Source organism: Photobacterium kishitanii (assembly GCF_000613045.3).
Taxonomy (GTDB): Bacteria; Pseudomonadota; Gammaproteobacteria; order Enterobacterales; family Vibrionaceae; genus Photobacterium; species Photobacterium kishitanii.
The window spans coordinates 1-25,050 of record NZ_LN794353.1 but is presented as its reverse complement, the minus strand read 5'-3'; the positions used below and the strand labels follow the sequence as shown (position 1 = coordinate 25,050).

23 protein-coding genes are annotated in these 25,050 nt (G+C 37.3%); 3 read left to right on the top strand and 20 right to left on the bottom strand.

The genetic code is table 11. The features are described from left to right. Window positions 1–54: 54 nt before the first annotated feature. From PPBDW_RS15355 to PPBDW_RS15310, 10 genes are all read right to left on the bottom strand, one after another. Complete coding sequence (locus tag PPBDW_RS15355) at window positions 55–1,704, bottom strand: phosphoethanolamine transferase (RefSeq protein WP_036789978.1); 1,650 nt, start codon at window positions 1,702–1,704, stop codon at window positions 55–57. A 220-nt stretch (window positions 1,705–1,924) separates the two neighbouring features. Continuing rightward, complete coding sequence (locus tag PPBDW_RS15350; protein ID WP_036789975.1) at window positions 1,925–2,467, bottom strand: RNA polymerase sigma factor; 543 nt, start codon at window positions 2,465–2,467, stop codon at window positions 1,925–1,927. A gap of 137 nt (window positions 2,468–2,604) precedes the next feature. After that, entirely contained in the window at window positions 2,605–3,783 is a 1,179-nt protein-coding gene (locus tag PPBDW_RS15345) for a DUF481 domain-containing protein (protein WP_036789973.1), read from the bottom strand. A gap of 200 nt (window positions 3,784–3,983) precedes the next feature. Beyond that, window positions 3,984–5,171 (bottom strand): tetratricopeptide repeat protein, encoded by a 1,188-nt coding sequence (locus tag PPBDW_RS15340; protein WP_036789971.1) that lies wholly within the window; start codon window positions 5,169–5,171, stop codon window positions 3,984–3,986. Continuing rightward, window positions 5,171–5,821: an energy transducer TonB gene (locus PPBDW_RS15335; protein ID WP_036789968.1), complete on the bottom strand. Its 651-nt coding sequence runs from the start codon at window positions 5,819–5,821 to the stop codon at window positions 5,171–5,173. Before PPBDW_RS15335 ends, PPBDW_RS15340 begins: the two co-directional genes overlap by 1 nt. Next, complete coding sequence (locus PPBDW_RS15330) at window positions 5,821–6,225, bottom strand: ExbD/TolR family protein (RefSeq protein ID WP_036789967.1); 405 nt, start codon at window positions 6,223–6,225, stop codon at window positions 5,821–5,823. Before PPBDW_RS15330 ends, PPBDW_RS15335 begins: the two co-directional genes overlap by 1 nt. Next, window positions 6,222–6,755: a MotA/TolQ/ExbB proton channel family protein gene (locus tag PPBDW_RS15325; RefSeq protein ID WP_036789966.1), complete on the bottom strand. Its 534-nt coding sequence runs from the start codon at window positions 6,753–6,755 to the stop codon at window positions 6,222–6,224. Before PPBDW_RS15325 ends, PPBDW_RS15330 begins: the two co-directional genes overlap by 4 nt. Then, entirely contained in the window at window positions 6,755–8,122 is a 1,368-nt protein-coding gene (locus PPBDW_RS15320; protein WP_036789965.1) for a MotA/TolQ/ExbB proton channel family protein, read from the bottom strand. Before PPBDW_RS15320 ends, PPBDW_RS15325 begins: the two co-directional genes overlap by 1 nt. Window position 8,123: 1 nt before the next feature. Continuing rightward, complete coding sequence (locus PPBDW_RS15315) at window positions 8,124–8,897, bottom strand: DUF3450 domain-containing protein (RefSeq protein WP_036789964.1); 774 nt, start codon at window positions 8,895–8,897, stop codon at window positions 8,124–8,126. 170 nt (window positions 8,898–9,067) lie between these two features. Further along, the gene (locus tag PPBDW_RS15310) at window positions 9,068–11,143 is read right to left on the bottom strand and encodes a TonB-dependent siderophore receptor (RefSeq protein ID WP_036789963.1); all 2,076 of its coding nucleotides are present in this window, start codon (window positions 11,141–11,143) and stop codon (window positions 9,068–9,070) included. A gap of 408 nt (window positions 11,144–11,551) precedes the next feature. Here PPBDW_RS15310 and PPBDW_RS15305 point away from each other — a divergent pair, with 408 nt between their 5' ends. Further along, window positions 11,552–11,983: a hypothetical protein gene (locus PPBDW_RS15305; protein ID WP_036792686.1), complete on the top strand. Its 432-nt coding sequence runs from the start codon at window positions 11,552–11,554 to the stop codon at window positions 11,981–11,983. A gap of 199 nt (window positions 11,984–12,182) precedes the next feature. Here PPBDW_RS15305 and mdtD read toward each other — a convergent pair whose 3' ends face one another. After that, window positions 12,183–13,574 carry a multidrug transporter subunit MdtD gene (gene mdtD, locus PPBDW_RS15300; RefSeq protein ID WP_230850366.1) on the bottom strand — a complete coding sequence of 464 codons (1,392 nt, stop codon included), beginning with the start codon at window positions 13,572–13,574 and terminating at the stop codon, window positions 12,183–12,185. Window positions 13,575–13,973: 399 nt separating this feature from the next. Here mdtD and PPBDW_RS15295 point away from each other — a divergent pair, with 399 nt between their 5' ends. Continuing rightward, window positions 13,974–14,684 carry an SDR family NAD(P)-dependent oxidoreductase gene (locus PPBDW_RS15295; protein WP_036789960.1) on the top strand — a complete coding sequence of 237 codons (711 nt, stop codon included), beginning with the start codon at window positions 13,974–13,976 and terminating at the stop codon, window positions 14,682–14,684. Between the two features lie 53 nt (window positions 14,685–14,737). Here PPBDW_RS15295 and PPBDW_RS15290 read toward each other — a convergent pair whose 3' ends face one another. From PPBDW_RS15290 to PPBDW_RS15280, 3 genes are all read right to left on the bottom strand, one after another. Beyond that, window positions 14,738–14,947: a hypothetical protein gene (locus PPBDW_RS15290; protein ID WP_036789957.1), complete on the bottom strand. Its 210-nt coding sequence runs from the start codon at window positions 14,945–14,947 to the stop codon at window positions 14,738–14,740. 248 nt (window positions 14,948–15,195) lie between these two features. Continuing rightward, a complete protein-coding gene (locus tag PPBDW_RS15285; protein WP_036789955.1) occupies window positions 15,196–15,993 on the bottom strand; it encodes a RecX family transcriptional regulator in 798 nt (265 codons plus the stop codon). A 59-nt stretch (window positions 15,994–16,052) separates the two neighbouring features. Then, the gene (locus PPBDW_RS15280; RefSeq protein ID WP_036789953.1) at window positions 16,053–16,292 is read right to left on the bottom strand and encodes a hypothetical protein; all 240 of its coding nucleotides are present in this window, start codon (window positions 16,290–16,292) and stop codon (window positions 16,053–16,055) included. A gap of 214 nt (window positions 16,293–16,506) precedes the next feature. Here PPBDW_RS15280 and PPBDW_RS15275 point away from each other — a divergent pair, with 214 nt between their 5' ends. After that, window positions 16,507–16,656 carry a hypothetical protein gene (locus PPBDW_RS15275; RefSeq protein ID WP_156312903.1) on the top strand — a complete coding sequence of 50 codons (150 nt, stop codon included), beginning with the start codon at window positions 16,507–16,509 and terminating at the stop codon, window positions 16,654–16,656. A gap of 23 nt (window positions 16,657–16,679) precedes the next feature. Here the strand turns inward: PPBDW_RS15275 and PPBDW_RS15270 are convergent, their stop codons facing one another. From PPBDW_RS15270 to PPBDW_RS15245, 6 genes are all read right to left on the bottom strand, one after another. After that, entirely contained in the window at window positions 16,680–17,411 is a 732-nt protein-coding gene (locus PPBDW_RS15270) for a DUF6250 domain-containing protein (RefSeq protein WP_052957342.1), read from the bottom strand. Window positions 17,412–17,650: 239 nt separating this feature from the next. Continuing rightward, a complete protein-coding gene (locus PPBDW_RS15265; protein WP_054262117.1) occupies window positions 17,651–19,177 on the bottom strand; it encodes a cytochrome c peroxidase in 1,527 nt (508 codons plus the stop codon). 314 nt (window positions 19,178–19,491) lie between these two features. Continuing rightward, window positions 19,492–20,883, bottom strand: a complete 1,392-nt coding sequence (locus PPBDW_RS15260) for a sensor histidine kinase (RefSeq protein ID WP_036789950.1) — start codon at window positions 20,881–20,883, stop codon at window positions 19,492–19,494. A 15-nt stretch (window positions 20,884–20,898) separates the two neighbouring features. Further along, window positions 20,899–21,564, bottom strand: a complete 666-nt coding sequence (locus tag PPBDW_RS15255) for a response regulator transcription factor (RefSeq protein ID WP_036789948.1) — start codon at window positions 21,562–21,564, stop codon at window positions 20,899–20,901. A 160-nt stretch (window positions 21,565–21,724) separates the two neighbouring features. Then, window positions 21,725–22,984: an ABC transporter substrate-binding protein gene (locus PPBDW_RS15250; protein ID WP_054262235.1), complete on the bottom strand. Its 1,260-nt coding sequence runs from the start codon at window positions 22,982–22,984 to the stop codon at window positions 21,725–21,727. Between the two features lie 98 nt (window positions 22,985–23,082). After that, window positions 23,083–25,050 (bottom strand): methyl-accepting chemotaxis protein (locus PPBDW_RS15245; protein ID WP_243423022.1); only part of this gene is annotated, 1,968 nt, incomplete at its 5' end.

The window sequence follows — 25,050 nt, the reverse complement described above, 5'->3', positions numbered from 1 at the left end:
TTATTAAGGGTGTAATTTCTGAAGGCTAATATTGAACCGTGTAAAGTGATCTCATTAATTGGTGCGGCATTGACGGAAAATATCTTGCTGTGGTTTATAAACTGATGTTTTTACATCCATAATCCCTAACATAGAACTGAATACATTATCTTGTGAGTAATCCCCTCTCTTGGCATTATTCGCAATATTTTCAAGACAAGTTAAGTTTAAGCCACGATCTTGAGTAAAACTTTTTGAGAACCACATCATCATCGGCACTGTTGTTTGATACTCAGGTGCTAGACTATAAGGTGTCCCATGTAAATATAGGCCATCTTCACCTAAAGATTCCCCATGGTCTGAAATATAGAAAAGTGCCGTATTGTATTTATCGCTGTAAGTTTTTAACCTTTGAATTAATTGGCTAATCATATAATCGGTGTACAAAATAGTATTATCGTAGCTATTAATTATTTGCTCTGTTGTACAGTTTTCAATATCAGCACGCTGACAATCAGGTTTAAAGAATGTGTGATCTTTAGGGTAACGTTTATAATATGTTGGTCCATGACTTCCCATAATATGAAGTGTAATAAACTTATTGCCCTTCATCTCTGCCACTTGTTGTTCAAAATTATCCAGCAATGCCATATCAAGACATGATTCGCCATCACAAAGTGGATTCTCGGTACCATGTTTTAATGTAATTTCACGAACACGATCTCCAGCACCTTTATCACCGCCATCATTTTCTTTCCATAACATCGAAATACCAGCACGATGTAAAATATCAATAAAGGTATCTTGGTTATAGGCAATTGCTTTATTGTAATTACTACGGTTCATCGCTGAAAACATACAAGGTACAGATACCGCAGTAGCAGTACCACACGAAGTAACATTTTTAAACGAAATCATATTGTATGGCTGAGTATATTGATTTGTTGGGCGCGAATAGCCATTTGCTTGATAATTTTGAGATCGTGCGGTTTCACCTAAAACAAATACAAACAATGTTGGTTTGCCATTTGAAGTAGCCGTTGGAACCAACTTTGCATCAGTACCAATTTTTTGATAAGCAATAGGTTTAGTGAAATAGTTTCTATCAAGATACTTAATGCCCGTATATACATACGAAGGATTAATGACACGATTAAGATACTTATTATTACGTCCTACCGACGCATAATCTTTATAGAAAAACATAGCAATTAATACAATAACAATGATGGATACAATAATTGATATTAACTTATATATTACAAAATCTTTTACAAATGACTGTTTTTTCGTTTTGATAAAAAGAATAATAAAACAAGGAATAACACCAATAAAAAAAACAGTTATCACACCGGATAGACTAAAATAAGATAGCGCTTCACCAGTATTTGTTTCAAAAATATTTTCCATCATGCCATAATCAAAAATAATGCCATATTGATATGAAGCATAAGCAGTAATAGCAGAGATTAAGGTTAAAACACTAAAAAAAACACGACCTAAACATGGCCATGCGAAAATTTGAAAAATAATATTAAGAGCAGCTATTATAAAAATAGGAAGCGAGATCACAAAACCAGTATTGACTACTTCTATTTTTGATAGTATTTCATAAAAAGTTCGCCACAATGGAATATTTAATACAAGTCCAAAATATACCGCAATGAAAAAAACCAACACATTATAATTTATTTCTTTATTGAAAATAGAGGCGGAACGCTTCATTTAATTGACCTAACGAACTGATAAAAATGATAAATATCAAAAACACTATTTATCTTATCAAGTGACATCTCACTTAAAAGCCGATCTTGAAAACTCAAAAATATTATTCAACATTGCTAAAAAATGACAATTAATCATCCAATAACGACAATACAAATAAAAAGAATAAATTCAAAATACTAAAATAAATAGTGACCTAACCAATTCCGCCTATAATATATTATATGATCAGTATACTCAAACTTTGAAGTGCTCTGTATAGCCTCATTTTACAAGCACTAATCGTAATTTGTAAAATATTACTAATTTCATTCAATGAAAAATCTTTATAAAAACGTAAATTTATTATCTCTTGTTCATTAATAGACAATCTTGGTATTATTTTATTAAAATCTATTTCTAAATTAACATTACGATCATTTACTACTGCTAAATTATCCATAACTGTTAATGTTATTATATTATGATTATACTTTCGACTTAAGAATGTATAGCAAACATTATCTGTTATTTTATATAGCCACGTTTTAAACAATGCATCATGTCGGTATGTAGGTAATGCTTTATATACTTTAATTAATATATCCTGAACGAGATCTTCTGCTGCAGTTCTATCCTTGATCTTATAAACACATCTTTTATATAGCAATGTTAAATAAGGCTGCATTAGCCTATGAAATACTTCATTCTTAGAACGACAATTACATTGAAATCCTGCAATTAAATTACACTCTTTAATTTCATATTCATCATATAAACTCATTGATAGGTTCCATCCTAGATAACATCATATTTAATGACAAAAAATTACATGTTTTTGTGTTCTATTTACTATAAACAAAAAAAAACACCAACTTGTCTTATAAAAGAGAAGTTGGTGTTTATATGAAAAATAAGCACTTATTTTAAGCGGTAAGTCAAACCTAACTGGACAGTTTTATCAATATCATCATTACGATCAGTCTGCGGCGTACCATCATAATCAATATGATCTTCTGTTTTCGATAATCCTGCTGTCAAAGTTAAACTAATAACATTAGAGACATAGTAACGAAATGCCGATTTCAGGCTATTTGTCATTAAATCTTCAGAGCCATCACTCTCAGAATAATTTAATAACCACGTATTTTCCCAATCAATATTGTCACGTAATTCATACGTTAATGACATCGCATTCGAAGCATTAAAACCATTATCGCCATCATCAAGCACTGCAGTTAAAATTGCTTCATTGGAAAATTGCAGTTGATTACTAATTGGATAATGATACTCAGCCCCCAGCTCTAATGCTGGCTTAGTATCTGAACCATCGTAATTAGTTAATACCGCCCCGACACCAGCACGCACTAACCAGCCATATTTACGCGTTGAAATTCGTTCATTAACTAATACATCATAAGATTTAATCGCACCACGTGCGCCTAAAGTAATGCCTAACGCCTTACCTATATCTTCAACCCAATATTCAGCATAATCAGCAGAGCCATAATGACTACGATACTCTGGCTCTCTCGCTATAATGTTAGCGACATCTTGATACGTTGATCGAGACACAGATCCCGTTAATAGTCCTCGCTCCTGCAACTCCTGAACAACACGAATTGTTTTTGCCATAGGCGTAGCATTTACTACCCGTCCATAACCTAAACCTACCGTTAATTTAGTAAACGGATCAACCATATCCGTTTGCGCACCAATTTCGGCCTTGCTATACCAAAAAGCATTATTACGGGTTGGATTAAAGTACATATCATTCGTCAGTGATGCTAAAGCCTGATAATTTTTTTTTGTCGTATCATCACTATTACTGCCTCGACTCATCGAGGTATCACCTACAAAATTTATGCGAGTATTTCGATCTGCTGATGAAAAAACTTGATCATAATTGGCACTCGCATCAGTACTAAAACTTGTTTGATCCTGATTACCGCTTTGCAAATCAAATTGAGCGTTTAAATAAGCGTCTTGATAAGCGGATGTAGCCTCTTCATAATCAAACATCGTAATTTCTTCAGCATGCGTCACGGAAGATAAAAGCAGCCCGACAGCGGCTGATACCACAGTAATTACCGGTTTCATAGTGTAACTCCTAAATGTTTATAGTTTTATTTATGTTTAATTCCCACTCATTTTTCGGTGGTTCCATAATTCAAACTGTTAAAACATCAAAAAAGTCACATTAATAATTTTCTTTTTTTACTATTCTTATTTATAAGAAAGGCGAGCTCAATGGCTCGCCTTTACATAAATAACAACATATCTAACAATTACTAGTCTAGTTAAGCATTTACATCCATCTTTCTCATTTGACCTAAATATTTAACCCAACTTTTAGCGGCTGAAGAAGGTTGAATGTTATTCGCTTGCTTAGCATGAATAATCGCTTGATCGAGATTATTCATTTTGTAATAAACACGTACTTTAGCTAATTCCACCTCAGCCCGTTTATCTTTTCGCTTTACACGATCTAACTCAATCAACGCTTGTTTATAATCGCCTTCTTGCACGAGTAACTGAGCTAATTGCCAACGATAGTGGTTATCTTTCGCTGCAACTTGGGTCCATAAACGAATTGCTTTATTCCATTCACGGGCCATTTGCCAATAGTTTGCTTGCTCAATTAATAATGTTTTATCGTTATTAGCATCTTTCAAAGCGGCTATTTGTTCTGCTGCACGTTCTGGAATACCACGCTGAGCATACAATTGCGCTAATACTTTAAGATCTTGCTGACTCAGCTCGACCCCTTGGTATTTGGCCAGCTTTAATGTTGCCAATGCATCAGCTGTTTTACCCGTTCTCATTTGAATACTTGCTAACTGTTGCCACCAAATTAATTTATTCGGTTCAAGTGCAATTAAACGATTCAGGGTTGCAGAAGCTCCTTGCCAATGTTTAAGTTGTAACTGTGCGCCAAGCTTAATCGACAATGGTGACATGCTATCTTTAATACGATAATCATCATAACGCTTCATTGCTGTTAATACTTGTTGCCACTGTGATTGCTGGTAATGTGCTTGAGCAATACGTAGCCACAATTCATCACCTTTCTGTTTAGCTGGGATATTTTTAGTTAACTTATAATAATGCGGTAAGGCTTGGCTATATTTAGCATCAGATAACAAAATATCGGCTAGCATGCGCTCAGTCGTCCATGCCTGATCATCTTGCAATAAGCCACTATTTACAGCTTTCGTTAGTAATGCTACCGCTTGTGATGTTTTACCCTGCTGCCAATAGAACACCCCTAACATCCGTTGTACATAGGCTTTATCGTAAGCACCACTTGGATTCATTTCGGCTAACATGGCGACAGCTTGATCAAGCTTATCATTCAATTGTAAGTTATTGGCGCGCTGTACCTTATTCGCCGTCGCTTGCGATAATTGACCACTGCTTGCATAAGCATTAGATAATGTCATTGAAGCCGATAAGGTTAACGCGATAATAAAAGCGAGTTTTTTCATTATTGATTCAACCTAAATTCAAGACGTACTGTCTGCCCTTGTTGTGCCATTGCGGTGCCATTCACAACTTGTGGTTGATATTTCCACTTGCGTAATGCACGAATAGCTTCTTTATCAAATAAACGCCGTGGCTTTGAATCCATAACAGCAATATCTATCGGTCGGCCTTGAGTATCAATGGTGAATTTAAGCACCACATAACCTTCTTTACCCTGACGTAAAGCCCGTGATGGATAACGGGGTTCTACGCGATAAAGTGGCATTGCTTGCTGAGATTTGCCTAATCCATTACCCATCGCAGCAGCACTACTAAAGTCGGTAAATTTAGGCGCATTAACCGCTAAACCGTGAATAGACGTATCCAAACCTAAACTTGGAATTGATGCCATTGGCATAGCTGTCGAAGTAGCGGCTTGCGATTGCGACGGCTGTGCCTCTGGTGGTGGCGTTGGTGTTTCTGGTGGCGGCGGAGCAACACGCTGACGGCGTTGTGGGGCTTGCTCATGTTCTACCATCACCATATTAAACGCCAAAGGTGGTGAATTATCTTGTCGCTGATGATTACCGTTATCCACCATCCATGCCATCAAGGTAAACAAACCTAAAGCCATCGCCAGCGCCAATGGCAATGCCATCAATATGCGCATCATTAGTTTTTCTCCGCCGCCAGAGCAATATTCTTCACCCCTGCGCCTTTCGCTGCATCCATAACCTTAACAACAGTACCGTTATAAGCATGTTCATCAGCTTGGATCACTAATGCAGCATCTGGCTGTTCTGTTAGCATGTGCTCAAGTGTTGCTTGAACGCGCTCAGCATCAACCACTCGTTTATCAATATAAATATCATTCGCAGCAGTAATGGCGACAAAAATACCTGCATCTTTTTGACTAACAACATGACTCGCTTGAGGGCGATTAACTTCAACCCCAGATTCACGTACAAAAGAGCTTGTGACAATAAAGAAAATCAACATAATAAAAACGATGTCTAACATAGAGGTTAAATCTATTTGTGCATCTTCACGCACTGATGAGCGACGACTGAGTCTCATTGCTGACTCCTTAATGATTTTTCTAATTTCAACTCACGCATTCGGCATGCTTTTGCCAATCGAGCATGAATAAACATCCCTGCTAATGCAGCTACCATACCCGCCATTGTTGGTAGTGTAGCCAGCGAGATACCAGAAGCCATAAGCCGAGGTTGGCTACTACCTTGAGTTGCCATTACGTCAAATACTGAAATCATACCGGTAACGGTACCGAGTAAACCAAGCATTGGACAGATAGCAACTAACACCTTAATAAAATTCAGGTTTTTATTTAAGGCTATTTTAGCATCCGATAACCAACCATCTCTAATAGCGCGTGCATACCAAGAACAATGATCAGCGCGTGCTGCCCAGAGAGTAATCCACTGCTGTTGTTGCTGGGGGAAGTAAAATACAAGGTAAATAACCCGTTCAAAAACCAGTAACCACAACACAGCAACAACAGCGGCTAACCACCATAGAATCACACCACCTTGCGCCATAAAATGCGACAGTGATAACCACCAGGTTTGTAATACGCTGCTATCCATTAGGCGGCCTGTTCAGTTGTCATTACAGAAGCCGACTGGCCATGCTGATCGTTCTTTTCTGCTTGTTCTGCAACAAGGCTAATACCCTGCTTTTCAAGGATCATACGAATATTTTCAGCTTGGGAGCTTAAAATATTATGCGCCAGTAATAGTGGCATCGCCGCCACTAAACCTAATACTGTCGTAACCAATGCCATTGAAATACCGCCCGCCATCACTTTTGGGTCACCGTTGCCAAACTGGGTGATCACTTGGAAGGTTTCAATCATGCCGGTTACCGTACCCAACAAACCTAACATCGGTGCTAAAGCAGCAAATAGTTTTAGCATTGAAAGGCCTTTTTCTAGCCCTTGTTGCTCATCAACTATCGCCTCTAACAAACGTAATTCTAACGCTTCAACACTACGACTTTGTTCTTTGTTATACACCGCAAGAATATAACCTAATGGGTTATTACCTGGCTTTGACGGTTGTTTAAGTTGTGCTTTAATTTGTTGGCGAATCATCGCCAGTTTCACGCCTCGGAAGATCGCAATACCAGCACCAATAGCAAGCAATAGTAGAATCACTTTACCTACAGCACCACCCGCTTGCAGACGATCCATCAATGTTGGTGATTGTGCTAATTGTTCTAGCATCACGCCGCGAGAAGGATCAACCACCAGCATCTCATTGCCCTTTGATACCAGCTGCTGATAATCAGCCAATGTCGGTGCGTGTTCTGGTTGTTGTAAATAAGCCATCGCCACATGCTGGCTACCGTCCCAACGTAAATAACCGTTGTCACCAACCAAACCAATGCTACCTAAACGTAATGCCTCAACATCACTTTGTTCACCATCACCATTGATATATGGAACGGTTACTTTAGCTATTTGGCCGCTAGCAACAATCTGATCTGTCATTGCTTGCCATAAGCCTTGTAGCTGCACCATTGAAGGTAATGCTTTAGCGGCAACAATATCATTTATAACGGCATTATCTTGGCTGTTATCAATCGCTGTTACGGCATGTTGCTGCTCGGCTTGAACTTCTTTAGCCGTTTGACGCACAACCCCAAATAGCTCACCTAAGCTGCCACTTTCTAAACGTAATTGCTGCTCTAGCGTTGATAGATGTTGTTCATTAGTGCTAAAGGTGGTGCTTAATACTTCAGTGGCGGTTTTGAGTTTATTACGCTCAGCCACTAATGCATTGTATTGTGCTTTCACACTTTGCTGAGTATGGTTAAAACCCGCTTCACGTTGAATATTATGCTGAGTTTGCTGCTTTTGTTCTTGTTGTGCTTGCTTTACTACTGATTCAGCATTCACTGCAAATGGCATACTTGCGACACATAAGGCGACAACTAACGCTTTTAATTTCATGTTATTTACTCTCTACGTTAGTCGGTAAACCTGAAACAGGTAAGGTAATTAAACTTGGTGCAACTTGGTTATCAGCAATTGCAAACGCCTTATCAATATTTGCGCCTTCACTAGCATCAACCACTTGCCATTGTTTAGCTGCTGTATTCCAACTCCAGTAATGACTACCATTTAAACTACGTGCAACCAATGCAATACGACCTAAATGAAGCACATTCACTTCAATCGTTTTATTACCTTCAAGGGTAATTTTCGCTTGGTAGGCGGCAAGTTTAGTACCGTAATCCATTTCAATTTGGTAGGCTTCTAAAATACGACGGAATTTTTCAGCATCGCTAATATCAGCTTGTGACATCATAGTTTCTAGTTTATTCACACGCGCTAAACGAGCTTGGTGCTTAATGGGTTTATCGTTCTCAACGATGGTCTTTAAACCATCAATCATTTGATACATTAATGGCACCACGCCTTGACGTGTTTGCTTAATATCGGTGATTTGTTGATCAATCGATGCCACTTCTTGCGCCTGATTTTGAACCAAACGTGCCAAGTGATCATGATAGATAGTTAAATTTTTCACTTCTTCTTGCAGCTGTTCAATACTGGCTTTCATCGCTAACACCGAATCAGCACTTTTATCAATTTTATCCTGACTCACGGCAGATGCAGTATTGGTCTTATTTTCAATCGAACGCGCATTATCGAGATTAGAAGCATTTGCGCCAGTAGTGACGCTGAGAATAACAATAGCAAGGCTAGTTTTAATAAAATTCATAATATTTAATCAATCGTTATCTGTAATAACCAAAAAAACAAAAAAGGTGATGTTAAAAATAAAAAGCACCGCAAAGTGGCGAACTATAAACAATAACTATTGTGATTAACAGTTTATAGATAGCAACAAGGGGAAGTTAATACTTCCCCTATATTTATTAGGTTTAAACCTTAGTATTTAAACTCAATGGTTGCCATGAAGTTTCGACCTTCACCTAGAGTCACACCTGTAGCGCCAACATAATCTTTATTCGTTGAACCACCACCAGCCATGTAGTCAGTATCAAATAGATTCTCTACATTAACACGACCTACGATATCCAATTTATCATCGTATTTGTAAGTATGCGCAACACCAACATCAACACGCGTATAACCATCTTTCTTAAAGGTATTCGCTGCATCACCAAAGCGAGAACCTTCATAAATTACACCAAGGTTAACATCAGTTGCCTCAGTGACGTTGTATGTTGTCCATACGCTTGCAGCAAACTCAGGCACATCTACCGGACGATTTCCTTGGTAGTTCTGATCCTTAGTGTATTCAGCATCAAGGTACATTGCTGAAGCATTCATGCTTAATTTATCAGTAATGTTACCTTGTAACGCAACTTCCACGCCATTATGAACACGCTCGCCAGCTTGAGTCAGCGTTTGATTATTCTCTGGACCAACCGCAATTTTTGAGTTTTCTTGGGTAATATTAAATACGGCAGCCGAAGCATATAAACGCTTATCTAATAATTCCCACTTCGTACCTAGCTCATATTGCTTACCACGTAATGGATCAAGATTATCACCACCGTTAATGTAATCTGATGACACCACACCTTGTGGCTCAAAACTTTCAGAATACGCTAAATAAATTGAACCATTCTCAGCTGGATGGAAAATAGCCGCTAACTTAGGAGATACCGCTTCTTCTGCCAACCCACTCTTCACTTGACGATCAAAACGTACGCCAGCAAGCACTTGCCAATAATCATTCACAGTGATCATATCTTGCGCATAGAAACCCCATGCATCGTATGAAGAATGTGATTCTTTTGGCTTACCATTTGAGAATGTTGGAGCTGGTGTAGTTTGACCAGGCTTCACTTCAACAGCGTTAAATGAACGTTGGAAACGGTCGTAGCTATAACCTAACCAGTTGGCACCCACTAATAACTGATGCTGCATACCTAATGTATCGAACTCACCAACAAAATCAGTGTAAGCCGTTTTAAATGCCCATTCATCATGACGATCATTTCCGCCTTGCTTGATAGTGCCATTCTCTTCAAACTTACTGAAATTCGGGTAACTTTCTTTATCATTACGAACGAAATCTTGGTAATTGAAACCAGTATTTAATGCCCATGTATCAGTTAACTGCGCTTTAATATCAAAACCCATATTCTGAACATCGTTATCAATCTTAGACCACTGTGCATCCCACACATGATCACGGCCCATTACCGGCTTACCATCAACAACATAAGCGCCAGAATCGACACTGCCGTTATCTTGAGTACGATCATAATGTAGTGACACCGTCACGTTATCATTTACATCATAATCAAGGAACATACCACCGACAAAACGATCGGTTGATGGTGTAGAACCATCACTGAATTTGCGCCATGAATCATAATCTTCTTTGGCTAATATTACTCGTCCACGAAGTGTTTGATCAGTATTAAGCGAACCACTTACATCTAACACGCTACGAGTATGATTATTTGAACCAATATCTTGACTGAAATTCATTTGAGTTTCGTAAGTCGGTTTTTTAGAAACCATATTCACTAAGCCACCTGGTGCTGATTGCCCATAAAGCAAACCCGCTGGGCCTTTCATCACTTCAACGCGCTCTAATAGTTCAACTGGTTGACGATAGTGTGACCAATGCTGGTGTCCATCACGAAGGAAACCACTACTACTGCCTAATTCAAAACCACGTAGAGAAAAGCGCTCACGGTTACGACTAGTGCCACCTGCAGAAATACTCGCATCGTTCTGCAACACTTCACCTAACGTACTTGCACGCTGCTCATCAATTAGCTTCTCATCAATAACTGCAACTTGTCCTGGAGTTTCTAATTGTGTCATCTCCATTCGCATTGCTGTCGAATTCGTGTCAGCCTTATAGCCATAATCACGTCCAGTGACCACCATATGCTCATCTGTATTTGTCATTTCCGCTTGAGCAATCGGTGCTGATAATACTGCACCAATCAATAGTGTTAGCTGACTCTTAGAAAACATATTCCGTTATCTCCAATTACCGTATCTTTGAGAATAAAACCAACTGAATTAGGCAGTTACTTAATACCGCATCTTTAAAAGCAAACCGATGTAAGCTTTTAAGGATGCTCCGTATAAGGATCTACTGCGGCTCAAAATGGTTTTGATTATTTAGCAGTAACATTATTGCCCCGCCAAACCGTGAACAAGAATATAAGTGATAACCATTACCATTTGCAGTTAAATTTACATTCTTTGCATTCGTAAATTTTTTGTCAATAAATCATAATGATAATCAACCCACACTTTATTGACATTTACTTGCCTGCGTAAAATGTTATTCCGTACTCAATACTGTTTTTTTCAAAGACATTCAAAGCAAACGGGCGTATAATTCCGCCGTTTTTATTGATTTCTGCGGTATTTAAAGTGACTCAATTAAGTCTTGAAGCTATTCGTCAACAACTAGAAGAACGCAATTTTATTGCTGAGAAAGTCCGTATTGTAACGGTAGAGGCAATGGATCCAGAGGTGTTAGCAGCCTGTACCACAACGGAAAATGAAACATTCTATAACAGCTATATGAATGTGATTTATTGCCGCGGTGATCGCTATGTTTTAGGTTATCGCTGTAATGAGGCAACTATCGTTGACCAAGCGATTATTTTTAAAGATGGTAAATATTACGATCCAACCTTACAAGCCAACGGTGAAGGTGAGTTTGAAGCGTATCCATTTGCTGTATTAGCGGAATTTAAAGTCTTTGACATGATGACACATGCTAAAAACAATAAAGACTTTCCGCCTGATGTAGACTTCTTATTTACACGAAAGAAGCACTTCAAAAACGTTATAAGATAATTTTTATTGTCCGTGGTGATTTTTCGCAACGGACAACTTCTCTCCCCTCTTAAATATTTATATTCACAGTCCGACAATAATAAATAAACTAAATACTATCTTTGATATAGATGCAATTATCATACTGTTCATCAATTAGTACATCGAAAGTAAGCTATTACGTAAATATTGTGTTGTAATAACTGGGACTAACTAGGCGTTATTTACTTATTAAATTATCACCATCAACACTTTTCAATGTTAAAAAAGTTAATGCAGAGAAAACCGTCAGTGCCCCTAAAGTAATAAAGGTCTGATGAAAATGAACCATTGCATTACCAGATCCATATGAATTAAATAGCTTTAATATACAAGCACAAACGGCAAGACCGAGACTGATTGCTAATAATTGTGTTACGGCTAAAGCACTATTACCAGCACTGGCATTTTGATCATTTAAATCAGCCAAAGTAATAGTATTCATCGACGTAAATTGCGTTGCACGCACCACACCTAATCCAAATAACAACGGTACAGCAAACCATAATGATAACTGATTCGAAACTAATGCAAATGCTGCGGTTATAACACCAATAACGACAGTAACTAACACTAACGTGCTTCGATAACCAAACCGATGCAATACCTTTTCAACTAAAGATTTACCCAGCAAAGCACCAATCGCTAACGGTACCATCATACATCCAGCATATAACGCAGACATTCCCATTCCCACCTGTAACATCAGTGGCACTAGATAAGGAATAGCACCAGTACCTAAACGCGATAAAATATTACCGCGGATCCCAACGTTAAATGTACGGGTTTTAAATAAGGATAAAGGAATTAATGGCTGTTCTTTTTTAGCAGCATGCCAACCATAACCAAATAATAGTAATACACCGATAAGCAAAGTTAATATAGGTAATAACAGCGATATTGATCCACTTCCAAATAATTCAATTCCACCGAGAATAAAGACTAAACTCAAACCAAATAATATAAAACCTAGCCAATCAAAATGGGAAGCCGTTGAAGTAAAATTAGGCATATAACGTTTGGCTATCCATATCCCTATAATACCAACCGGAATATTAATCAAAAAAATCCAGTGCCAACTCGCGTAAGTTACTAATAGACCACCTAATAAAGGTCCGACAACTGGCCCTACTAAACCAGGCATTGTTGCCAAATTTAAGACGCGAACAAAATCTTTTCGCGGGTAGCAACGTAACAATGCCAACCTTGCTACAGGTACCATCATTGCGCCTCCTACCCCTTGTAATACACGCGCAATGACTAGTTGCACTAATGTGGTTGATAAACCACATGCTAATGAACCGATGGTAAATAACCCCACCGCCCATAGAAATATAACTCGTGTACCAAATTTATCGGCTAACCAGCCACTTACAGGGATGAGTATGGCTACAGTCAAGGTATAACTGATAATAGTTAACTGCATATCAAGTGGCGATTGATGTAGGCTTGTAGCCAACGATGGAATAGCAGTATTTATGATTGTGGCATCTAAGGTCTGCATAAAAAAGGCAATACCCGCAATCCATGGTAACCATTTAATTTGTGATGCCGATTGAGTCACCTTAGTCATATTCACCTCATTTAAAGCAATGGTGATATCCCTCATGATGACGACTCAGTCTTAGTGATGGTAACTACAGCAAGGGGGAAACAAGCACATTCAGTTGATTGACGATAGCAGAACCAACTTAACTTAAGATGAATAAGTCTCAATTACCTAACTAGCAATACTTCTTTAACAACATCTATATGATTTTTATATTAACGCCAGTAAGGGCAAGTGATTTATTTTCTAATATACATAGATAATTTTAATAAAAATAACCGACAATATTAAATGCAAAAAATAGTATTAATGCCATTATAATACTCCCATAAATATAAAATCACAGAGAATACAACTTTTAGATTGGATAGATAAATGATACTTTCATATTAACCATACACATAAACTATAATGGATCATTTTATGTCTAAAGTTGCTTTAATAACTGGAGCAAGTAGAGGAATCGGAAAAACCATTTCACATTACTTTGCTCAACAAGGATACTCATTAATTCTGCTATCGCTAAATAAAGAAAACCTTACACGAACAAAATCAGAACTAGCTCTATTATATACATCATGTAATATAGAAACAGTAAGTGTCGATTTTAATAAACCCAGTGAAGTTGAATCAACGCTAACATCGATAATTACTTCATATAAAAATATCGATGTTCTGGTTAATAGTGCAGGTATTTTAAAAGCAGGCAACATCAATTTAACACTGACTGAACTGTCTGAATTAATAAACATAAATTTACTTTCGACTATAACAGTATGTAATTTAGTTGCTAATAAAATGAAGCAACAAGGTTTTGGTGAAATATATAATATTGGCTCAACTGCAGGTTTAGAGCCAGTTCCTAAGATAGCGGCCTATTCTGCTACAAAATCAGCGATCGTTAGCTATAGTCAATCGCTCTATCATGAGCTTCTTCCATTTGGTATCAAGGTCTGTTGTTTGTGCCCAAGTGTAGTGAATACCGATATGACTAATGATGGCCGCATTAATAATAATTTAAAGATTGAAACTCAAGACTTAACAAAAGCGCTCGATTTTATACGTGGTTTATCAGCAAGTTCAGCAGTAAGTATGCTATCAATACGTTGTAAAGTTATAGATCTAGAAAAATAAAATAAGATATTAGCACAACAAAAAGTCCAGTAGATACTGGACTTTTGATAATATTATTTAGTTTTTAAGCCCATACTTTGCAAATATTCTAGTTCAATATTGAACTTTTTAACATAACGATTCAAAGTGTTAGGGGTTACACCATGAACAATCTCGGCCCTATATGCTGTCATACTATGTGTGATAACGTCATAAACAGCGACCCTTACAGCTTCCACTTTGAAAATATGATTAGCAATCTTATTATATTTTTCTTTCTTCACTTCTTATTCCAAACAACGACATATCCTTTGTAGCCGCATAATAAACATCACTACTATAACTCACAATCATTTGAGTAATAGTTATTAACAATATGAATAATATGGCTTATTAGCGGAATGATTTGTTTTTAGAGCACCACGCCAACATTCTAAAAAGGAATAATTAATCATTATTAGCTAAGTTGAAAGTTACATAAGAAATAAAGTTTAGTATTATCGATATCTTTACTTTCTTTTTTCTACCCTAATCATATAGCGGCAGCCATGGCTTCTTTAATTTCATCCTGACTGTAACCCTTTGATGACAAATAAGCATAAGCTTTACTTTTGTCTTTAAAGTTCGATAGATCAAACCGTTTTTTTGCTAATACTAGTTGGCAGTTTTCATAAAAATCGATGTCACCTGCATAAGTTAATTCATCAAGTACTTGTTCAAGGTCAGTAATATCAACATGTTTCATCTTGAGCTCTTGTTTAATCACTGTTCTACCTTTGAGCTTACGCACTAATTTCAACACTTCAGTTGTCAGATCAGCGTTCATACCTTTAATTTTTGCTTTACTTAATAATGTATCAGCCGCAGCATGTTCAGCAATCGCTGTTGAAATATCTTGAAAACTAAACCCACGCTTAGTGAGATCGTTGGTTATTTTATCTTTCGTTGTTTGACTGAAATCGTCATAGCTATTTAAACGGTCACTTATCATTGCTAGCTCGATAACTTGTTTTTTTTCAATAACCTTAGCCAATGCCTCTTCAATAATACTTTCTGGAATACCTTTCGTTTTTAATTTCTGCTTTATGTATTGTTGCCCGTATTCGTTTGAAAAAGCCCTTTCACTAAAATGTAGCGCAAATGGAAGATCATCTTTTAAATAACCAAAGTCTTTCATTTGTTGTAATACAGTCTCAATCCAATCTTGCTGTTCTGTTTTTGCTTCTAATTTTTTACGTAATTCATATTCACTATGATCGCGTAAATTTAAATGATAAATAGCGCTATTAATAACATTTTGAATCGTTTTTGCTGGATACGGTTTCTTCATTTTAATGTTCTTCACTATTCAGTTATAAAACGAACGCTGATTATATTGAATATATCTTCTTATCGGCGCATGGTAGCTCTTACGGTCATTATCGTTAATACAATATAATAGATTGCGATTAATACTGCTGGTAAGGCATCACGATCAAAAGCAGAGCTTACTGCGAAGATGCAGTAGCAGATAATAATAATAGGAATAATAAACACACTGTTATTACGCGGATACACGCCTAATACTAAGAGTAATTTATGAATGCCTGCTAACACTAGCGGCAACGTTACCATTAAAAACCACAACATAGTCAATTCCTTTGAGGCACAGTGCCTTTGATTAGCTATTGTATACGCATAACAAGAACTAAAGAAGTCACCTATTACGACAATACTGTAAGCAATTAACGTTAGGGTCTCTTTTTAACAAGTAGCAGAATAGCACTGCTGTACTAGAATAAAACTAAATGTATTCGAGAAAGTATATCGCGGCTATTACATGTTAAAAGAGGAATCTATAACAATGGAAATTACATTAACAGATCATGAACGAGAGATTCTGCTTAATTTAATTCAAACTGAGATGGAGGGAATTATAGGGTTTGGTGATCTTCGTTACGAAGAACTCAACAAATTAGCGCATAAAATAAAAAGTGATGATATCAATCATTAATCATCACTTTTAATAATACAAAGTTACAACATCGCTAAAGAATATACTTTAAAATTATCTATTGCCACATGGCTCTTCCACGTTCTAAAGCCAAAATAGCCCTTATTAAATTCTTTTTCACCGTCAATAAAATACAATTTCTTACCATTTGCGTAAACATAAGTACCCTCATTTAAACTCACTATTTGGATTTTTGTATGAGTATTCGGTACATTCATAAATAATTGATCTATAACATCATATTGCGGCAATAAAGGACGTGTCCCATCTCCTGGATAACGGCGAAAACGTGTTGTGCTATTATCATTAGCTCCGTAACCAATATAATAAAGCTGCATAGGATCATACTTACGCATATCACCACCGCGCCATTTAGATTTAGCAAAAAAATCAGTACTACCCGGCTCTTGTGCCATCCAAAAGAAATTTAAATCTGTACCGCGATCATTTTTTCCACCAGCAACAACGACTTTTCCTTCAAATTCAATCACAGATGGTGCTGCAATACTGTGTTTAAACCAAACAGTAGTGCCACCATCATCATTTATATCCATTTCACCTTGCTTAATATCAACAACAGAAGTATCAATTTTTTCAATAACCCATTGTGATAATTGATTATCAAAACTATCTGAATAAATTAATGTTCCTTGTTGATTAATTAATTTTACTGGATCTAAACTTTTATTTTCAGTGGCTAATACTGAGTAAGAAAAAACAGTAGCGCACACTAACGCAAATAATTTAACTTTCATAACACACCTTTCATTTACTTTTGAATTGTATGTTACGTTAAAAAAAACTTTCTATAACTTTCATATTGCAAATGTGTGATCGTAATTGAAAATGAAATATTCACTATCTAAATACTTTTCGCTCTCAGAATAACGGTCTCTTGTCTTCATTCTTTCGAGGTCGTAGAAACTCGAAAGTACCCATACAAAAAAGGCTGCCAATAATGACAGCCTCTGTATTCAATAAATGTAGGATGTAATTAAGCTTGTGTTTCAGTCGGTAGTTTACGCCCTGTTACTTGCTGCCAGACTTGATCTTTCGCGCTGCCACACACTTGTTGGCCATTGACATCATGACAATTAGGATTAGTTAATTTCTTACCCTGATATTCACCAGTCAGTGTTTTTAAATAAGCAACCATCGCCTTGGTTTCTTGCGGCGTAAAATCAGTATTACATTGGTACTTCGCCATTGCATTAACCGCTTCTGATAACGTTGCTGCGCGGCCACCAGAAAAGTAAGGCCCAGTAACGGCAACATTACGCAAATTAGGCACTTTGAAGTAATGCATATCTTTTTTATCATGAGTAACTAAATAACGCCCTTTATCACCCTCGAGATGTTTACCTTTAAGATCACCAAAGAAGCTACTATAAACACCCATCTTCTCGTATGACTGGCCACCCATACTTTGACCGACGTGACAAGTTTGACAACCCGTTTTTAAGAACAGCTTAAAGCCTTCAATTTCTTGTGGTGTTAACGCGCTTAAATTACCTTCTAAGTATTGGTCAAAACGACTGTTAGGCGTGATCAGTGTTTTCTCATATTCAGCAATCGCATTAGTAATGTTAGCTCCTGTCATACCGTCTTTATAAGAATTATCAAACAGTGCAACCAATTGTGGATCTTGCTTAAGCTTGGCAATGATATTACCCCAGTTCTTTGACCCCATTTCAACAGGGTTAAAAACAGGTCCAGCAGCTTGAGCGGCTAAATCTGCAGCACGTCCATTCCAGAATTGACTCATATTAAATGCAGAGTCATACACTGTTGGAGCATTCATCGGATCATCTAGATTATTAATACCTAGACTGGTCGGCAAGTTATCTGTACCCCCCGTATGGATAGAATGACAACTAGAGCAGGCATACTTATTATTAGCTGATAAGTGAATATTATTGTAAAGCGATAAACCTAAGGCAACTTTAGCAGGATCTGTTTTAAATACGGTATGAATAGGCTGAATAGCCAAATTCTTAAATTGTGGTGCTGCAGTTGGATTTGGATAATATTGCTGACGTTGATGCATAATCCAATCTAGTAATAGCTGTCTATCACTACTATTAAGGTAGCCTGATGGCCAGTGTATAGCTAAATATTTAGGAATTGGCATTGAGTTGTTATCAATAACAAACTCTAATTTGGCAAGAGCAACTTGACTCACTGCTTGATGATGTTCAACTGCTTGTACGACTGGTGCAAGCTCAAAGGATTGGTTAGCCTTATCGATATCAACTTGCATTGTTTGCTTTACACCAGGAACTTTCGCATAAAACGGCAATGGGCTATTAAGCGTATGACAGTCAGCACAGCCTTTTTCTGCTAATAATCGCATAGCTTGTGCCGAAAGATCATCGATATTATGCAATGATAAAGCATCTAAGCGCTTATTGGCTAAGTTGACATCTTCTTTATGTACAGCATATACAATTGCACCATAACCAACGATACCTAACGCTACAGCACTCACAATTGCTTTTTTTATATATTTCTTATTAATCATGATATTACTCTTTTGAAAACTTCCTCGCGCGCAATATATACGCTTACAGAATAATTCAAACAGCTAAATCATAAAACAAACACGTTAGTTGATTCAAATCAATATGATGTGTAAGTATGTATCATCTTGTTAATAGCAAAAAACAGCTAAATAGATAACGTTAACAACATCAATTTATAAAACAATCACAAAGTGGATAACAATCACACACACAATCGATAAAATAGATTAATATCGACAAATTTAATCTACTTTATCTAAAAGGCTGTCTTATTAATCCTATTCCATAAACAATAGTTATTTAACTATTGTTCTTATTTATTCATTATTGGTAACAATAGTTGGATAGACAATCCTTGAGGCTGACGATTTTCAGCATTAACGCTGCCATTCATTACTACCATTGCTTCTTTGACAATGGCTAAACCAAGTCCATATCCACCTGATTGTTTATCTCGTGCACCTTCAATACGTGTAAAAGGATCAAAAATACGCTTTAGATGTTGTTCAGCGATACCATGACCATTATCCTCGACACTTAACTGTACAAACTCTTGCCCTTCAATGACCACCAGCGCCGAAATCAAATGAATATGAGCATCTTCACCTGCATATTTAATAGCGTTGCCTAATAAATTGTTCACAGCACGTACAATTAATCGACTATCTCCAATCACTAATGGCATATTGTTATCAATATCTGTAGTAAATGTTTGATGTTTCCTAAGTAAAGTTTCAACATTAGCAGCTGTAGTTAAGCATAAACTCTCAACATCAATCGGCGTCAAATTGACATTTTCAGTTGTATTTTGTAATTGATTAAACTCTAAAATTTCATTAACTAATTGATTCATTTCTTCAGATTCACGTTCTAATCGGTCGACAAGATGTTGATGCTCCGGCTCTACTCGTTTTCTCATTAGATGTAATGATAAGTTGTGGCGCGCTAGCGGTGTCCGTAGTTCATGTGAAACATCACGAATCAGGCGACGCTGACGTTCAGACAATATTTGAATCTGCTTCGCCATTTCATCGAAATCAGTCGCTAGTGATTTAAACTCAATAGTACTATCACTAACTGTATTCGCGACTCTTACTGAAAAATCGCCATTGGCAAGACTACGACTCGCCTCTCGCAATGTATTTAATGGTCGTTGTAAATAACGCGCAATAAGAAATGAAAACATAAACAAAATTAAGACGGCAATCACTACTTGAATCAAACCAAAATAAAATGAAAAGTATTTAGCAGGATGTAATTGATGTGGCAGCTGTACCATCAATTGATTGCCGTCTTTTAATGGAATAGCAAAAATCGGCTGATTAACACGCGAGTCTAAAAGAGTGTTAATTCCACGTGCATAATTAAGTTTAAATGCAAAATGAGGGTGCATTTTCCTATCCCCCATTTCATGTTGATCCTTATCTAACACAAATAAATAATAAGGCTGCTGTTTTTCCCACAGGCCTAATTGTTGCCTATCTCCATTATCAATGAGTTGTTGGGCTTGTTCTGCCATAACAAGCATATTTTGTTGAACTTTCTTAGGCACATGCAGCATTGTCTTAACTAAAGCTATTTCAGCTAAGTTTTGCAGCAATAATATTAATAACAAACTAACCGTAAAATACGAAAAAAGACGCACAACCAGACCATGCTGCTGATGCGGTTTATACCACGCTTTACGCTGAGAGAGGCTTTCCACAACATGATCCTTTCATTAATTATTAACGCATTCGGTGTAACTATACCCTCGACCACGAACGGTTTTTATATGTAACTTAGACATTCCAGCTAGCACAATTTTACGGCGTATATTGCTGATATGCATATCAAGATTACGATCAAATGGGCTAAGTTCTTTTTTAAGCACTTGCTGTTGGAGTTCAGCTTTTGATACCACTATGCCATCATGCTTAATTAAGTATTCTAACAATTCGGCCTCAGTACTGGTTAATGGCAAACGTGACATTTCAGCCGCCATATTCTCTTCACCAGATCGAATCATATGTCGCTGACGCTCGAGACCAACACGGCGTAAAATCGCACTAATCCGTGTCAGCAATTCAGGAACTTTAAACGGTTTGGTTATAAAATGATCTGCGCCAGCTTGCAAACCATCAAGCATCGTCTCTTCGTCACCTAATGCAGTTAACATTAAGATTGGGGTTGCAAACCTCTGACAAATACGACGCGCAACTTGCATACCATCCAAATTCGGCAGCATGACGTCGAGTAATACTAAGTCGACACCTTTATTTTGCAAATACTCAATTGCCGATTCACCACAATGAACACAACTGACATCATGACCTTCATCTTCGAGCACTTCGGTCAGCAATTCACACAACTGAACATCATCATCAACAACTAATATTTTCGACACAATCAATCACCTAAAAAGAAAACATCGCATAGTAATATGCTTAATATGTATATATCAACCATGCATCAACAACCACATGATCATTCACACTATTAGCCTGATTGATCATGTGACTATTGACACATTTTGGCGTGATCTAACTACAATATATTGTTAATAATTATTGAGCTTGATTGGATATTGGAGTCATGGCTTGACACATTTCAGCTAATGTTTTGGCATCTCGCTGTGGTTGATACCAACTATTTAATCCCATTTGTACTGCTTTAACCGCTTCTTCTGGCGTCATCGTACCATTTAATACTCCAGCGCTGGTTTCCCATAATTGCTGTTCAAAATCAGGTTTACCACGAGAAAGTATTTGGGCTGAATTACGAATAGTTGAATCACAGCTATTACGCCATGCCATCATTTCATTCGCTATCGAATGAGTAACATCAAAAAAGTGATTTGATAATGAGAAAAAACCTGGAATACCATTCGTTAATAATTCGGCAAACTCAGCGGTTGTCATCCACTGTAAAAATGCTATTGCTGCAGCATTTTTTTCGGACTTGGTATTTAGCCCCATACCTAAATCAGTATGATCACTGATGTAACATTCATCCCCCTTATTTACCACAGGCGGTGAAAACACACCAAAATCAACACTGTTCTCAAAGGTGGAAATATCCCATGACCCCGTTGGATAAATAGCGGCTTTACCACTTTTAAACAACTCAATAGTGTTAGCATAACTACGTTGAGTGTAATTAGTGCCTAAATATGGCGTCCAACTTGCTAATGCACGATACACGTTAAGATATGACACGTCAGTAAAACGTTGCTGCGCTTGAATCAGTCCTAAACGTCCATCTTCACCTTGCCAATAATTAGGCCCGATATTTTGAAAGCCCATTGTCGCGGCTTCCCATTTATCTTTAGTTCCTAATGCGATCGGCACATAACGTTGACTGGACTTTATCTTTTCAAGCACTTGCTTAAATTCAGATGTTGTTGTTGGTACCTGAAGATTTAAGTCAGAAAAAATGGTCTTATTGTAAAAAAAACCATGAATAACTGATGCCATCGGCAAACAAAAGGTTTGGGCGCCTGAATCCGTTTGCCACGGACCTAAAGCAAAACTAGGGAAATTTTCCATCCCTTGCATTTCGGTAATATCACTAAAATGTCCTTGCTTAAATAACGCTAATGAGCCATCAAATGGGCGACACGCGATCAAATCACCAGCGCTACCTTGAGCGAGATTATTATCTAACTGTTTATTAAAGGTCGATGGATCTGCAGGGGATCGGTACGTTACTTTTATATTGGGATAATGTTTATTAAACGCTGGAATAATTGTTTTATCCCAAATGGCATTATCATTACGCCATGAATCAATAACCACCTCTCCCAAAATAGATTCAGGGTTAGCCATAACTAAACTAGGCACTAAAAATACGCCACCACAGATCATTTTAATGACAGAATAAAATCGAGAACCTGAGCACTGATAAAAAGATAAAAATGACATAATTAGACCTTAAAACGTTCAATCAATTGACGTTGTTGAGCAGCCAGTTGCGATAACGCTTCACTGCTTTGTGCGGATTCTCTTGCTTCACTTTCTGCGTTATATGCCACTGCAGCTATACCATTAATATGTTCAGACACATCTTGGCTAACAGATATTTGTTCTTCTGTTGCGTGTGCTACTTGTATCGCCATATCTAAAATAAGATGCATTCGCTCAACAATAGTCTGTAAAGCAATATCCGTAGAACGGGCTTGTTCAACACATTGCTCAGTCTGAGTTTGCGAGCGTGTCATTACTTGCGATACCTGTAAGGTATTTTGCTGCAAGTTAGTGATCATATGCTGAATTTCTTCCGTTGATTGTTGAGTACGATTAGCGAGAGCCCTCACTTCATCAGCCACAACGGCAAAACCTCGACCTTGATCCCCTGCTCGCGCTGCTTCAATTGCAGCATTAAGAGCGAGTAAATTAGTTTGCTCAGCAATACCACGAATAACGTCTAGAATACTGCCAATGTTATTAGAGAATTCAGACAATTTTTGAGTAATAGCAACCGCTTCTGTCATCTCAGTAGCGAGTTGTTCAGTAATAGTACGGCTGGTTAATACCAACTCTCGTCCTTGCTGCGCAGCTTGGTTAACTTCATTAACTTCTTCAACAGTTTGCTCTGTTGAACGCGAAATTTCTTTGGCACTCACTTCTAATTCTGAGATTGCAGCAGCAACTTGATCGGTACGAGATTTTTGGTCTTCAACTCGATTCATGGCTTTTTCACTGGTCGCTGCTGTTTTTGTCGCTTCGGATACCAAATGTGCTGAACCAACATTTATTTGGGTTAATATCTCTGTCATGCTCGCCGATAATTGATCAATTGAACGAGATAATGCGCCAAACTCACATCGCGAGCGATAATTAGTCCGTTGAGTCATATCGCCTGCTGTCATTTTCTTAAGCACTGAATTAATTCGTACTAATGGCGTATGGATACTTTTAGCTGTCGTTATAGCGACAACTAATGCAATAACAGCAGAGATAACCGCAGCAATAATAATGCTCAATGTGGCTTGATTAGCAGCTTCATCCGCCGCTTGTTGGCTTGCTTTAGCATTCGCTTGAGCATATGCCATATAGTCAGTTAATGCCTGTTGGGTCGCTATAACTTGTTGATTGGATTTTTCATTTAAATCAGCCAATTGAGTTGCTAAAGTATGCTGTTTTTCCATCACAGCCAGCATACTATTATCACCCAACGTAAGTTCATAAACTCGATTTAAGTTTTTGCTATAACGCGCTTTAACATCTTTTGCCACATCGATGCGTGTAATCCCCTGCTTAGCCATTTCAATATCTTTGGTTAATACTGCAGATAATGTCTTAAGATCTGTTTGTGGAGTAGCTCGACGAACATTTTTTAAATCACGGCTAATACCACTAGTAATCAGCTCAGCACGATTGCGTAACGATCGCTTATGGCTAGCACTTTGAATAAGCAGATTGGCTGCCGATTGGTAGGTATCTTCAAGATGAATAAATTCAAGATTTAATCTTTGATGCTGACGCTTAACTGCTAACCACTGATTATAACGTTCAATCGCAGTATTCGATGATGCAAAAAACGTATTAGCGACCAATAATGCCGCGGCTAATTCAATTTGTGCTCGCTCATCAACGGCATATAATTGAGCTTGTTGTTCTAGTAATCGAAAATGATGCTCCGCTTTTTGAACATCAACCTTTTTTATAGCCAATAAATTAATATTGGTTGTGGTTTGATAATCAATCACCTTTAATTGATTTTCTCGCAAACTTGCCAATAACTGACTAGCAGAAATAACCATCGGTGTTGACACTTCAGTAACATGTTGTAATCGACTGTGAATTCTATCGGTATTACCATAACTTACCCCACCAATAATGAGAATAAGTACCAGCATTAAAGTAAATCCCGCAATGGTACGTTGAATAAT

What these genes read in the sequence shown, in the direction of transcription:
- PPBDW_RS15355 (WP_036789978.1), bottom strand. Translation starts at nt 1,704, where the DNA reads ATGAAGCGTTCCGCCTCTATTTTCAATAAAGAAATAAATTATAATGTG.
- PPBDW_RS15350 (WP_036789975.1), bottom strand. Translation starts at nt 2,467, where the DNA reads ATGAGTTTATATGATGAATATGAAATTAAAGAGTGTAATTTAATTGCA.
- PPBDW_RS15345 (WP_036789973.1), bottom strand. Translation starts at nt 3,783, where the DNA reads ATGAAACCGGTAATTACTGTGGTATCAGCCGCTGTCGGGCTGCTTTTA.
- PPBDW_RS15340 (WP_036789971.1), bottom strand. Translation starts at nt 5,171, where the DNA reads ATGAAAAAACTCGCTTTTATTATCGCGTTAACCTTATCGGCTTCAATG.
- PPBDW_RS15335 (WP_036789968.1), bottom strand. Translation starts at nt 5,821, where the DNA reads ATGATGCGCATATTGATGGCATTGCCATTGGCGCTGGCGATGGCTTTA.
- PPBDW_RS15330 (WP_036789967.1), bottom strand. Translation starts at nt 6,225, where the DNA reads ATGAGACTCAGTCGTCGCTCATCAGTGCGTGAAGATGCACAAATAGAT.
- PPBDW_RS15325 (WP_036789966.1), bottom strand. Translation starts at nt 6,755, where the DNA reads ATGGATAGCAGCGTATTACAAACCTGGTGGTTATCACTGTCGCATTTT.
- PPBDW_RS15320 (WP_036789965.1), bottom strand. Translation starts at nt 8,122, where the DNA reads ATGAAATTAAAAGCGTTAGTTGTCGCCTTATGTGTCGCAAGTATGCCA.
- PPBDW_RS15315 (WP_036789964.1), bottom strand. Translation starts at nt 8,897, where the DNA reads ATGAATTTTATTAAAACTAGCCTTGCTATTGTTATTCTCAGCGTCACT.
- PPBDW_RS15310 (WP_036789963.1), bottom strand. Translation starts at nt 11,143, where the DNA reads ATGTTTTCTAAGAGTCAGCTAACACTATTGATTGGTGCAGTATTATCA.
- mdtD (WP_230850366.1), bottom strand. Translation starts at nt 13,574, where the DNA reads ATGACTAAGGTGACTCAATCGGCATCACAAATTAAATGGTTACCATGG.
- PPBDW_RS15295 (WP_036789960.1), top strand. Translation starts at nt 13,974, where the DNA reads ATGTCTAAAGTTGCTTTAATAACTGGAGCAAGTAGAGGAATCGGAAAA.
- PPBDW_RS15285 (WP_036789955.1), bottom strand. Translation starts at nt 15,993, where the DNA reads ATGAAGAAACCGTATCCAGCAAAAACGATTCAAAATGTTATTAATAGC.
- PPBDW_RS15280 (WP_036789953.1), bottom strand. Translation starts at nt 16,292, where the DNA reads ATGTTGTGGTTTTTAATGGTAACGTTGCCGCTAGTGTTAGCAGGCATT.
- PPBDW_RS15275 (WP_156312903.1), top strand. Translation starts at nt 16,507, where the DNA reads ATGGAAATTACATTAACAGATCATGAACGAGAGATTCTGCTTAATTTA.
- PPBDW_RS15270 (WP_052957342.1), bottom strand. Translation starts at nt 17,411, where the DNA reads ATGAAAGTTAAATTATTTGCGTTAGTGTGCGCTACTGTTTTTTCTTAC.
- PPBDW_RS15265 (WP_054262117.1), bottom strand. Translation starts at nt 19,177, where the DNA reads ATGATTAATAAGAAATATATAAAAAAAGCAATTGTGAGTGCTGTAGCG.
- PPBDW_RS15250 (WP_054262235.1), bottom strand. Translation starts at nt 22,984, where the DNA reads ATGGCTAACCCTGAATCTATTTTGGGAGAGGTGGTTATTGATTCATGG.